The organism is Phenylobacterium sp. 58.2.17 (assembly GCF_026411515.1).
Lineage (GTDB): Bacteria > Pseudomonadota > Alphaproteobacteria > Caulobacterales > Caulobacteraceae > Phenylobacterium.
On record NZ_JAPMTQ010000001.1, the window covers coordinates 78,036 to 88,352 of the forward strand.

Annotated in this window: 14 protein-coding genes; 7 read left to right on the forward strand and 7 right to left on the reverse strand. The window is 68.6% G+C overall.

The window, feature by feature from the left end; genetic code table 11:
• Positions 1-62: 62 nt before the first annotated feature.
• From scpB to OUA97_RS00420, 5 genes are all read right to left on the reverse strand, one after another.
• Positions 63-710 (reverse strand): SMC-Scp complex subunit ScpB, encoded by a 648-nt coding sequence (scpB, locus tag OUA97_RS00400; RefSeq protein ID WP_267229743.1) that lies wholly within the window; start codon positions 708-710, stop codon positions 63-65.
• Entirely contained in the window at positions 707-1,510 is an 804-nt protein-coding gene (locus OUA97_RS00405; protein WP_267229744.1) for a segregation and condensation protein A, read from the reverse strand. Before OUA97_RS00405 ends, scpB begins: the two co-directional genes overlap by 4 nt.
• Positions 1,507-2,529 carry a beta-N-acetylhexosaminidase gene (gene nagZ / locus OUA97_RS00410; RefSeq protein ID WP_267229745.1) on the reverse strand — a complete coding sequence of 341 codons (1,023 nt, stop codon included), beginning with the start codon at positions 2,527-2,529 and terminating at the stop codon, positions 1,507-1,509. The genes OUA97_RS00405 and nagZ overlap by 4 nt, the downstream gene beginning before the upstream one ends.
• Positions 2,526-3,323 (reverse strand): SPOR domain-containing protein, encoded by a 798-nt coding sequence (locus OUA97_RS00415; protein ID WP_267229746.1) that lies wholly within the window; start codon positions 3,321-3,323, stop codon positions 2,526-2,528. Before OUA97_RS00415 ends, nagZ begins: the two co-directional genes overlap by 4 nt.
• Positions 3,324-3,423: 100 nt before the next feature.
• Positions 3,424-4,596: a deoxyguanosinetriphosphate triphosphohydrolase gene (locus OUA97_RS00420; RefSeq protein WP_267229747.1), complete on the reverse strand. Its 1,173-nt coding sequence runs from the start codon at positions 4,594-4,596 to the stop codon at positions 3,424-3,426.
• A 78-nt stretch (positions 4,597-4,674) separates the two neighbouring features.
• Here OUA97_RS00420 and erpA point away from each other — a divergent pair, with 78 nt between their 5' ends.
• The 3 genes from erpA (at position 4,675) to OUA97_RS00435 (ending at position 6,039) form a co-directional block, all read left to right on the forward strand.
• Positions 4,675-5,007 (forward strand): iron-sulfur cluster insertion protein ErpA, encoded by a 333-nt coding sequence (gene erpA / locus OUA97_RS00425; protein WP_267229748.1) that lies wholly within the window; start codon positions 4,675-4,677, stop codon positions 5,005-5,007.
• 76 nt (positions 5,008-5,083) lie between these two features.
• A complete protein-coding gene (locus tag OUA97_RS00430; RefSeq protein WP_267229749.1) occupies positions 5,084-5,374 on the forward strand; it encodes a metalloregulator ArsR/SmtB family transcription factor in 291 nt (96 codons plus the stop codon).
• The gene (locus OUA97_RS00435) at positions 5,371-6,039 is read left to right on the forward strand and encodes an SdpI family protein (RefSeq protein ID WP_267229750.1); all 669 of its coding nucleotides are present in this window, start codon (positions 5,371-5,373) and stop codon (positions 6,037-6,039) included. The genes OUA97_RS00430 and OUA97_RS00435 overlap by 4 nt, the downstream gene beginning before the upstream one ends.
• 45 nt (positions 6,040-6,084) lie before the next feature.
• Here OUA97_RS00435 and OUA97_RS00440 read toward each other — a convergent pair whose 3' ends face one another.
• Positions 6,085-7,056 carry a CsgG/HfaB family protein gene (locus OUA97_RS00440; protein ID WP_416362397.1) on the reverse strand — a complete coding sequence of 324 codons (972 nt, stop codon included), beginning with the start codon at positions 7,054-7,056 and terminating at the stop codon, positions 6,085-6,087.
• Positions 7,057-7,186: 130 nt separating this feature from the next.
• Between OUA97_RS00440 and xth the strand changes: the two genes are divergently transcribed.
• From xth to OUA97_RS00460, 4 genes are all read left to right on the forward strand, one after another.
• Positions 7,187-7,966 carry an exodeoxyribonuclease III gene (gene xth, locus OUA97_RS00445; RefSeq protein WP_267229751.1) on the forward strand — a complete coding sequence of 260 codons (780 nt, stop codon included), beginning with the start codon at positions 7,187-7,189 and terminating at the stop codon, positions 7,964-7,966.
• Between the two features lie 71 nt (positions 7,967-8,037).
• Positions 8,038-8,415, forward strand: coding sequence for a hypothetical protein (locus OUA97_RS00450; protein ID WP_267229752.1), 378 nt, complete (start codon positions 8,038-8,040; stop codon positions 8,413-8,415).
• Positions 8,415-9,218 (forward strand): DUF2145 domain-containing protein, encoded by an 804-nt coding sequence (locus OUA97_RS00455; protein ID WP_267229753.1) that lies wholly within the window; start codon positions 8,415-8,417, stop codon positions 9,216-9,218. The genes OUA97_RS00450 and OUA97_RS00455 overlap by 1 nt, the downstream gene beginning before the upstream one ends.
• A 61-nt stretch (positions 9,219-9,279) precedes the next feature.
• Positions 9,280-9,882 (forward strand): DUF4126 domain-containing protein, encoded by a 603-nt coding sequence (locus OUA97_RS00460; protein ID WP_267229754.1) that lies wholly within the window; start codon positions 9,280-9,282, stop codon positions 9,880-9,882.
• Here OUA97_RS00460 and OUA97_RS00465 read toward each other — a convergent pair.
• On the reverse strand, positions 9,872-10,255 hold the full coding sequence (locus tag OUA97_RS00465; protein WP_267229755.1) for a YidB family protein: 384 nt from the start codon (positions 10,253-10,255) through the stop codon (positions 9,872-9,874). The genes OUA97_RS00460 and OUA97_RS00465 overlap by 11 nt on opposite strands.
• Positions 10,256-10,317: the final 62 nt, after the last annotated feature.

Consider the following 10,317-nt stretch of genomic DNA (forward strand, 5'->3'; position numbering starts at 1 on the left):
CCGCGCGCCCGTCCCTATTGAGAACGGAATATAGTCGGTCACGCTGCAAGACGCCACGCGTCCTAGTGCGCTGGATCGTCCTCGCCCAGGAAATCCGTGTGGAATTCGGGCGCCTCGTCGTCTCCCAGCGGGTCTTCCTCCGGCATTCCCAGGCCGGCGGGATTAGGAACATTGAAGCCGGGCGGCAGGTCTAGGCTGAGCAGCCCGGCCGCCTTCATCTCCGCTACCCCGGGCAGGTCGCTGAGGTGCGCCAAGCCGTAGTGCTCGAGGAAGGCGTCGGTGGTGCCATAGGTCACCGGCCGGCCAGGCGTTCGGCGACGGCCGCGCATCCGCACCAGTCCAAGTTCCAGCAGCACGTCGAGGGTGCCCTTGCTGGCCTGGACGCCGCGCACCGACTCGATCTCAGCGCGGGTGACGGGCTGGTGGTAGGCGATGATGGCCAGGGTTTCCTGCGCGGCCTTTGAGAGCCGGCGTGGCTCCTCGCGCTCCTCGGTCATCAGGAAGGCCAGGTCCTGGGCGGTCTGGAAGCGCCAGCGGCCAGCGACGCAAGCCAGCTCCACCCCCCTGCCCTCATAGGTCGCCTGCAGCGCCGCGATCGCCGCGGGCACGTCGGCGCCGGCCGGCAGCCGCTTGGCGAGGTCTTCGTGACTGAGCGGCCCGGCGGCTGCGAACAACAGCGCCTCGATCTGGCGTTCGGTGTCGCCGCTCATGGCCGCAACTCCTTGCGGGCCCGCAGATAGATGTCTGCGAAGGCCTCAAGCTGGCGGGTCTCGAGCGCCCCCTCCTTCACCAACTCCAGGCTGGCCGAGAGGGTCGAGGCGACATAGGAGGCCTGGCTCGGTCCCTCGCCGGCAGGCCGCAGCGGCGCGACCCCGGTCAGCGGGGTCCAGCGCCCGAGGTCGGGCAGCATATGGCGCAGCCGGTCGCGGGCGTCCTCCAGAGGATAGGCCTGCTGGACGCGCGGGGTGTAGTGGCGGCCCTGCTCCTTGCGGCGCTGTTCGATGTAGGCGCTCATCAAGCCGTAGAGATCGCCTTCGAGACGGGTCGAAGGCACGACCTTGATGGCTTCGGGATCCCCACGGACGAACACCTCGCGGCCCAGTTGCGCGCCGTCGCGCAGGGCGTCAGCGGCCTTGCGCATGGCGTCGAGCTTGGCCAGGCGGAAGGCGAGCTGGGCGGCCATCTCCTCGGCCGGAAGCTCCTCGGCCTTCGGGCGCTCGGGCCTGGGCAGCAGCAGCCGCGACTTCAGGTAGGTCAGCCACGCGGCCATGACCAGGTAGTCCGCCGCCAGCGAGAAGCGCACGCGCCGCGCCTGCTGGACGAAGGACAGGTACTGGTCGGCCAGCTTGGTGATCGACAGCTGCAGCAGGTCGACCTTCTGGTTGCGGGCTAGGGCCAGCAGGACATGCAGCGGACCTTCGTAGCCGTCGATGTCGATGACCAGCGCATCGCCGTCTTCGGCCGCCGTCTTGGCCGCTTCGAAGTCGAGCGTGGGCTGGAAGCCGTTCACGCAGCCCACCTGCCGTCGAAGGCGGCGTCGAACCGGGCCCGGGCCTCTTCGAGGTCGAAGGGCTCAGGAACCTTGGCCAACCGACCGAGCGCGGCCTTGGCCCGGCGCAGGGCCTGGCCCGACAGCGCCTTGGTCCCGTCTAGCACCGCCTTCATCTCGGCCATGTCGCCATTGCAGTGCAGCACCACGTCGCAGCCGGCCGCCAGCGAGTGGCGGGCGCGGTCGGCGAACTCGCCGCCGAGCGCCTTCATCGACAGGTCGTCGCTCATCACCAGCCCGTCGAAGCCGATCGCCCCGCGGATCACCCCGCGCATCGCTTTCTTCGAGGTCGTCGCCGGCCGCTTGGCGTCTACGGCCGAGTAGACGACGTGGGCGGTCATCGCCATCGGCATGTCCGACAGCATCTTGAACGGCGCGAAGTCCCAGGCGTCGAGCTCGTCATAGGCGGTCTCGACCACCGGCAGGTCGTGGTGGCTGTCGGCCATGGCGCGGCCGTGGCCGGGGATGTGCTTGATGACCGGCAGCACGCCTCCGGCGATCAGCCCCTCGCAGGCGGCGCGGCCGAGCAGCGCCACCCCATCCGGGGTCTTGGCGTAGGCGCGGTCGCCGATGACGTCATGGGCGCCGGCCACCGGCACGTCGAGCACCGGCACGCAGTCGACATTGATCCCCAGCGCGGCGAGGTCGTGGGCCAGCAGGCGCGCGCCCAGGCGGGTGATCTCCCGCCGCAGCAGCGGGTCATTGGAGGCCAATTCGCCATAGGCGCGGCCGGGCGGGTAGCGCCGCCAGTGCGGCGGCCCCAGGCGCTGAACCCGGCCGCCTTCCTGGTCGATCAGCACCGGCGCGTCGGGACGATCGACGGTGGCGCGCAGCTGGTCGACCAGCAGGCGCACCTGGTCTGGAGCCTCGACGTTGCGGGCGAAGAGGATGAACCCCCACGGCTGAACGTCGCGGAAGAAGGCTTCCTCCTCCCGCGAGAGGCTCAGCCCCGAGCAACCGAGGATCGCCGCGCGGGTCACTTCACGAAGCAGTTCTTGCCGGCCGCCTTCAGCTTGTCGCAGAAGGCCGCCGCGTCGGCGCGGCTAGCGAAGCCGGTGACCTGAGTGCGGTAGAGGGTCGAGGTCCCCTTCTGGACCGCCTCGACCTTCTTGCCTTTGCCGGGCGCGCCCGCGACAGCCTTGCTCCACTCCGAATCCGCCAGCGCCTGCGACGAGAATGCGCCGATCTGCACCGCGGCCGGACCACCAGAGGCGGCGGGCTTGGGGGCCGGCGCCTGGGCGAGCGCGGCGTCGATCGACTTCGGGGCCGGAGCCGCCGGCGGCGTGACCTTGGTCACCGGCGCGGCCGGCGGGGCCACGGCCGGACGCAGACCGCCTGCAGTGGTCGGGGCGATCGGCGCGGCCGAGACCGGCGAGCTCGGAGCCGGACGCGGCGGCGGCTGCACGGTCACCGGAGCCGGGCGAGCCTGTGGTTGTTCCGGCGGCGCGGTGAAGTTCGGCGCGGCCGGCGCTTCGGAGCCGTCCTCGGAATGATAGATCTGCAGGCCGGCGGCCGGATCGGCGGGCTGGGCCTCGGCCGGCGGCGCGGCCTTCATCTCGGCCACCGGCGCGCCGACGGTGCGCGGCGCATCGCCGGCCTCGCGCACGCCGGAGCGGTAGAACATGATGATGGCGACCACGAGCGCGATGAGGACCAGGGCGCTCAGGATCAGCATGACGGGCGCAGGACCACCCCCGCGCACCGGCTGGCGCGCATCGAAGGACAGCGGCGCATCTGTCGGGGGCGTATAGGCGCCGCGATCGGGGTCGGACATGGAAGGCTCCGAAAAGGACTCGGTGGCCGCAGCGCGAATCGCGCGCAGCGTTTCGGTTAGTTTACCGAAGGGGACCGAGGCTTCGAAGCCAGCCCTACGCCTAATTCCAGACGTCGAGGTGGAAAAGTCGGCGGTGCTCTTCGATGGCGAACCGGTCGGTCATGCCGGCGATGTAGTCGCACACCACTCGCGCCCGCCCGGCCTCGTCGCGGTTCTGCGATCGAGCGAACCACTCCGTCGGCAGAACGTCGGGTTCGGCCATGAACAACTGGAACATCTCGGCAAGAATGCGGCGGGCCTGACTGCGAGTTCGATTGACCTTCCAGTAGCGGTACATGCGGTTCATCAGGAACTCGCGCAGCCGCGACAGGTCCTCAAGCATGTCCCGCGAAAAGGAGACGAGCGCGTGGTCCAATTTGCGCACGTCCTCGGGCGTGGCGACCTTGGCCTCAAGGGCGCGACGATGGGTCTCAGCCAGAACATCGTCGACCATCGCCCCGATCATCCGCCGGACAGCCTCCAGGCGCGTGATCACGGGATCGACGCCCGGATAGTCCTTGTAGACCCCAGCCAGGATCGGCCCGATCAGCGGCACGTCCAGCAGGTCGTCGAGGGTGAACAGGCCGGCGGCGACGCCGTCGTCCACGTCGTGATTGTTGTAGGCGATGTCGTCGGCCAGGGCGGCCACCTGGGCCTCCGCCGAGGCCCAGGTCGACAGGCGCAGGTCGTAGCCCTTGTCGAATTCGGCGATCGAGTTCCAGGACGGGCGGCCCAGCTTATCGGCCACCGGCCCGTTGTGCTTGATGATCCCTTCCAGGGTTTCCCAGGTCAGGTTCAGGCCGTCCCAGCCGGGATAACGGCGCTCCAGCTTGGTGACGACCCGGAAGGTCTGCACGTTGTGGTCGAAGCCGCCATACTTCTCCATCTGGATCTGCAGTTCGTCCTCGCCGGCGTGACCGAACGGCGGGTGGCCGAGATCGTGGGCCAGGGCGATGGTCTCGGCCAGATCCGGCTCGAAACCGAGGGCCGTGGCGACCGAGCGCGCGATCTGCGCCACTTCCAGCGAATGGGTCAGTCGGGTGCGGAAATGGTCGCCTTCGTGGGCCACGAAGACCTGGGTCTTTTCCTTGAGTCGCCGGAACGCCGTCGCGTGGATGATCCGGTCGCGGTCGCGCGCGAAGGGCGTGCGGGTGCGGCTCTCCGGCTCGGACACCTTACGGCCCAAGGATTTGGTGGGATCTTCGGCGTAGGGCGCGCGGGGCGGAAGGATCATCGGGTCTCGGTTTGACGACGCCCTCTTGGACGAAGGGCTTGGCGATCTCATATAGTCCAGGCAGAGGTTTTCCGCAGTATGACTACGACCGAACTCACACTCTCGCCCGCCGCCGCCAAGCGGCTGCACGAAATCGGCGCCGCCGAAGGCAAGCCGATCATGCTGCGCATCGCGGTCGAGGGCGGCGGCTGTTCGGGCTTCCAGTACCAGTTCGACCTGGTGGACGCCGCGCAGCCCGACGACCTGAAGATCGAACGTGACGGCGCCGCGGCCCTGGTCGACGAGATGTCGCTGGTGCTGCTGAAGGGCTCGGAGATCGACTTCGTCGACGAACTGGCCGGCGCCGAGTTCAAGGTCCGCAACCCCAACGCCAAGTCCAGCTGCGGCTGCGGCGTCAGCTTCTCGATCTAGCGCTCAGATCATCGCGACCGCCGAGCTTTGGGCGCGCGACTTGAAATTCGGATATTTCCTAATTAGGATTTATCCTATGAGCGCAGTCTTCAAGGCCCTCTCCCACCCGGTCCGCCGTCGCATCGTCGAGATGTTACGCGAGCGCCCGATGGCGTCCGGCGACATCGCCGCCGAGTTCGACATGGCCTGGCCTTCGATCACCGGGCATCTGACGGCGCTGAAGGACGCCGGGCTGGTGGAGACCGAGCGCGACGGCGCATCGATTCGCTATCGCCTGAATATCTCGGCGGTCGAGGAGGCCGTGGCCTTCCTGCTTGAGCTCATGGACCGCCGCCCCCTCCCCGCACAGAAGGCCTCCGAGACATGAACCGCTCCATCGTCCGCACCGCCGGGGCCGCCGCCGCCACGGCCCAGATCGCCCTGGCCCTCTATGTGGCGCAGTTTGGACCGACATCGCCGATCCCCATGCACTTCGATCTCGCCGGCGAAGTCGACCGCTGGGGAACCCGGGGCGAAGCCGCCTTCGTCATCGGCCTGATGGCCGGCCTTTCGATGATCTCCACCTTCGGACTGGAGCATCTGTCGCTCGGACGAAGGACGCCCGTCGCGTCACCAACAATCATGAGCCTGACGACAATCGTCGTCGTCGCAGTCGCCAGCGGGGTCAGCGTGTTGATGGCGGCGGTGGCGTTCGGCCTGGCGGCCGGCGGCGCGGCGCTTTTCAGTCACCTGACGATCAGCTTCGCCCTGACCGGCATCGGGGCCTATCTCGGCAAGGTCGCGCCCAATCCTTTGATCGGCGTGCGCACGCCATGGACGTTCGCCAGCCGGCTGGCCTGGGACAAGTCCAACCGGCTGATGGGCCGGCTGTTCTTCTGGGGCGGACTGGCGGGGATCATCGCCGCTCCGTTCACGCCGCAGCCAGCCGGCCTGCAGGCGCTGGCGGCAGGCCTGCTCGCGGCGGCGGGCCTGGCCGTCTTCGAGAGCTGGCGGGTGTGGCGCGACGATCCGGATCGGGCCGCCTGGTCCTGAATCAAAAAGGGCGGGAGCCGCGGCCCCCGCCCTCTATTTCGAGCCCTAGCGGGAGGGTTCGAGCTTGGTGTTCAGCACCCAGCCGACATTGTCGTTCTCGTCGGCGACTTCCCACCACAGGCCGTTCTTCTGGCCGGTCGGATAGAGGATCGCCCCCGGGTTCAGCGCACGGACCAGGGCGCCCTTGGCGTCCGGCGTGCGGCGCATGTTCACCGGCGCAGTTGCGGTGAAAGTCTTGGCCGGCGAGGCCTGGGCCGCGCCCGGCGAGGCCGAGACCAGGCCCAGCTCGTTGACCATCTTAGAATAGGCCTGAATGAAGGCCAGGGTGACGATGCGGCCGGTCTCGGTGTCTTCGTAGCCGCCGCCGACGGCGCCGCCGAAGCCGGTCGTTCCGAAGCCGCCGCCGCCGGCGCTCCAGCCGATGTCGTTCTTCACCGCGTAGCCGTCGGTCACCGACACGGTTTCGGTGGTGCGGACGTTGGTCAACGACAGCACGGTGTTGGCTTCCAGCTTGCGGGTCTTGATGCCGCCGACCAGCGCGCCGGCCGTGCCGCCGATCAGGCCGCCGGCGATGCCGGCCAGGGCCGAGCCGCCAGCATTGCCGTCAGCGGCCTGCACTTCGGCCACCAGGACGTAGTCGGCGGCCTTGATCTGGCCTTGGCCGACGTTCGAGCCGCGCTGCATGCCGAGGCCCGACCCGATGTCGCGTTCGGCCTGGGCGGCGTTGAGGCCGGCGCCGCGGTCCACCAGGTTGAAGCAGCCCGAGCGTTGGACGATCGAGCGCAGAAGCTTGGCCGGCGGCGCGAGGTTGTACTGGTTCCAGCCGCGCGGATCGTCGCCGTTGGTGATGGAAAGCGTGCCGAGCTTGCGGGTGCAACGCGGCACCTCGGCCGACGCGGCTTCCTGCATCTTCTGAGCGTTGGACGCCTTGGCCGGACGGCCCTGGGCGAACGCACCGACTGGCGCCGCAGTCAGCACCGCTGCGCCGACCATGGCCAGCTTTGCAAAACGCGACATGAATACCCCCGTGCAATGACAATTGGTCGCAGGTAGCTAGACTATCATTGCGACAAGGTCACGTGCGTTCGCGGGGCTTGAGCCACGCAGTCGGCGCCACTAGCGTCCCCACCCCTAGCTGGAGCAGTCGATGCGCATCGCGACCTGGAACGTAAATTCTGTCAACGCACGCCTCGAAACGGTGCTGCGTTGGTTCGAGGAGGCCGCCCCGGACGTCGCCTGCCTGCAGGAAATCAAGTGCGTCGACGAAAAATTCCCGGCCGAGGCCTTCGAGCGCCTGGGCTACAACGTCGCCGTTCACGGCCAGAAGACCTACAACGGCGTGGCGATCCTCTCGAAGGCCCCGCTGGAGGACGTCCGAAAGGGCCTGCCCGGCGACGACGCCGACGAGCAGGCGCGCTACCTTGAGGCGGTGATCAGCGGACCTCGCCCGGTCCGAGTCGCTTCGATCTACCTGCCCAACGGCAATCCGATCGGAACCGAGAAGTTCGACTACAAGCTGAACTGGATGGCGCGACTCAACGCCCACGCCCGCGAACTGCTGAGCTACGAGGAGCCGCTGGCCCTGGTCGGCGACTACAACGTCATCCCCGAGGCGCGCGACGCGGCCCATCCCGAGAACTGGCTGGGCGACGCCCTCTTCCAGCCGCAGAGCCGCGAAGCGTTCCGGGCCCTGCAATGGCTGGGGCTGACCGAAGCCTTCATGACCGCCGACGGCTCGCCTGGGGCCTATACCTTCTGGGACTACCAGGCCGGCGCTTGGCAGCGGAACAACGGCATCCGGATCGACCACGCCCTGCTCTCGCCCCAAGCGGCGGACCTGCTGCGCGGCTGCGTCATCCACAAGGACGTTCGCGGTTGGGACAAGCCGTCCGACCACGTGCCCCTGGTCGTCGAGCTGGAAGTCTAGTTCGTCGCAAAGCGTTTGCCGCAATTCCGGCCCGATCCTAGCTGCACCATGAACTCATCGGAGGTGTTCACATGCGCGTTCTCATGATTGCGGCGCTCGCCCTTGGCGCAGGCGCCGCGCCGGCCCTGGCCCAAGACAGCGCCGCCAACGCCTCGGCCGCCGGCGGCGCCTCGTCCGAAGCGGTCGGTCACCTCGCCGCCGCGGGCGTGCAGGCCGTGGTAGGCGTCGCCGCCGTCCCCGTGAGCGTCGCGGCGGCCGGTTCGGGGGCCGCGGGGTCTGCGGCCGTGAGCGTCGGCGCAGGCTCGGCTGCGGTCGGGGGTGGTCTGTCGGAAGCGGCCGGCGCTTCGGCCGACTTCGCGTCCGGCCCGCTGAAGGTCGACGACAAGGTGGTCGTCTCGCCCGACGCCATGCCCGCCGTGCCCTACAACGCCCAGAAGCCGACCCCCTGATGAAAATCCTTCAAGCCGCGCTGATCGCGGCGGCGTTGAGCGCCGCCGCTGTGCCGGCGAGCGCGCAAGACAGCTCCGTCCGCGCGATCTCCCAGCACCTGAGCGCCGAACAGGCCGCCGCGTTCTCCAAGCAGGTCGAGCGCGATCTCGCCGCCAAGGGCGCGCGGGTGGCGATGGTGTTCCGCGCCGGACGCATGCGCGACCAACTGCCCGAGGGCATCGCCTATACCCACGGCGCGTTCTGGGTATATCGCGACATCAAGACCGCCGATGGCGGGACGATGCAGGGGTACGCGGTCTACAACCTCTATGCCGGCAACGGGACCGACTGGTCGAAGATCGAGAGCCGGCTGGTGCAGGACTATCCGCTGGACTTCACCCGCGGCTCCACCGTCGACGACATGGCGGTGATCATCCCCAGCCCGGAAATGCAGCGCCGCATCCTGGCCGTGATCGACAGCCCGACCTACCAGAAGGTCCACAACCCGGCCTATTCGCTGGTCGCCAATCCGTGGGCCCGCAAATACCAGAACTGCAACAACTTCATGCTGAACGTCATCGGCGCGGCGATCTGGCAGACGGATGATCCGCAACGGATCACCGCCAACCTGAAGGCCCATTACGAGCCGACGGTCGTGAAGACCAACGCCGTGGTGCGACTGTTCGGGCCGATCGCCGACCAACGGCTGCGCACCGACGACCAGGACGGCACGGTCCGCACCGCGACCTACGAGTCGATGGCCGAGTTCATGCGCGGGAACAACCTGTTGCAGGAAGCCTACGTCTTCAACTTCCAGCGCTGAGCTTCACCTCCCGGTTGATCGGGGCTAGCCTCACCGCGAGAAGCTGCTGGGAGATCGGGCCATGGGCGCGGTCGAACTGGTCGGAACGGCCGCGAGCCTGAGCTTTCTGGCGGGCTGGCGGCTTTACGCCTGCATCGCCGCCGTGGGTCTGGCCATGCGGTTCGGGGTCATCGACCTGCCGCAGAAGATCCAGGCTCTCGACGCCCTCGCCAATCCCTGGGTGATCGGCGTCGCCGCCCTCGGCGCGATCGCCGAACTGGTCGCCGACAAGGTGATGTGGTTCGACACCCTCTGGGACGGCGCGCACACCCTGGTGCGCCCGCTGGGCGGAGCGCTGCTGGCCCTGGCCATCGTCGACGCCTCCGACCCCGCCTGGCAGGTGGTGGTGTTCATGCTCGGCGGGGGCGCGGCGCTGCTCAGCCATAGCGCCAAGGCCAGCGCCCGCGCGGCGGTGAACACCAGCCCCGAACCGGTCAGCAACATCGCTGTCAGCGGCTTTGAGGACGTGATGACCGCCGGCGGCCTATGGCTGGTGCTCAGCCAGCCGCATATCGCCATCGCCGTGGCGGTCGGCCTGCTGCTCTGCGCGCTCGGCGTGCTCTATGTCAGCTGGCGCATCCTGCGGAGCCTGAAGCGCTGGTGGTCCAGCGACCCTAGCCCCTGAGCTTGCCGAGGATGTCGGCGAGGCCGCCCAGGCCGCCGCCGGCGGCGACCTGACCGTTCGGGGTCAGTTGATCGATCACCTGGGGCAGCACCTGGGCCAGCGTGCCGGCCGCCGCCTGCGGATCGACGCCCAGCTTGGCCGCGAAGTCGGCAAGCAACCCCGAGGACAGCACGGCCTGGATCTGTTCAGCCGAAATCGGCAGGTTGCCCCCGGTCGAGACCCACGACTTGGCGATTTCGCCCAGGCCGCCCTGTTCGAAGGCGCCGATCAGGCCGCCCAGCCCGCCCTGCTGTTGGCCGAGAAGATCGGTGATGGCGCCGATCGGCGATCCGTCGCCGCCCGCCCCGCCCAGAATGCCGTCCAGCAGACCCATGTCGCGCTCCTGTCATCCGACGATCGATTAGATCGTTGCGCCATATGAGACACCACCTGCAT

Excerpts from the sequence above, each read along its gene's own strand:
- OUA97_RS00440 (WP_416362397.1), bottom strand. The coding sequence starts at position 7,056 with ATGTCGCGTTTTGCAAAGCTGGCCATGGTCGGCGCAGCGGTGCTGACT.
- OUA97_RS00455 (WP_267229753.1), top strand. The coding sequence starts at position 8,415 with ATGAAAATCCTTCAAGCCGCGCTGATCGCGGCGGCGTTGAGCGCCGCC.
- scpB (WP_267229743.1), bottom strand. The coding sequence starts at position 710 with ATGAGCGGCGACACCGAACGCCAGATCGAGGCGCTGTTGTTCGCAGCC.
- OUA97_RS00415 (WP_267229746.1), bottom strand. The coding sequence starts at position 3,323 with ATGTCCGACCCCGATCGCGGCGCCTATACGCCCCCGACAGATGCGCCG.
- OUA97_RS00460 (WP_267229754.1), top strand. The coding sequence starts at position 9,280 with ATGGGCGCGGTCGAACTGGTCGGAACGGCCGCGAGCCTGAGCTTTCTG.
- OUA97_RS00450 (WP_267229752.1), top strand. The coding sequence starts at position 8,038 with ATGCGCGTTCTCATGATTGCGGCGCTCGCCCTTGGCGCAGGCGCCGCG.
- xth (WP_267229751.1), top strand. The coding sequence starts at position 7,187 with ATGCGCATCGCGACCTGGAACGTAAATTCTGTCAACGCACGCCTCGAA.
- OUA97_RS00465 (WP_267229755.1), bottom strand. The coding sequence starts at position 10,255 with ATGGGTCTGCTGGACGGCATTCTGGGCGGGGCGGGCGGCGACGGATCG.
- erpA (WP_267229748.1), top strand. The coding sequence starts at position 4,675 with ATGACTACGACCGAACTCACACTCTCGCCCGCCGCCGCCAAGCGGCTG.
- OUA97_RS00420 (WP_267229747.1), bottom strand. The coding sequence starts at position 4,596 with ATGATCCTTCCGCCCCGCGCGCCCTACGCCGAAGATCCCACCAAATCC.
- OUA97_RS00435 (WP_267229750.1), top strand. The coding sequence starts at position 5,371 with ATGAACCGCTCCATCGTCCGCACCGCCGGGGCCGCCGCCGCCACGGCC.
- OUA97_RS00430 (WP_267229749.1), top strand. The coding sequence starts at position 5,084 with ATGAGCGCAGTCTTCAAGGCCCTCTCCCACCCGGTCCGCCGTCGCATC.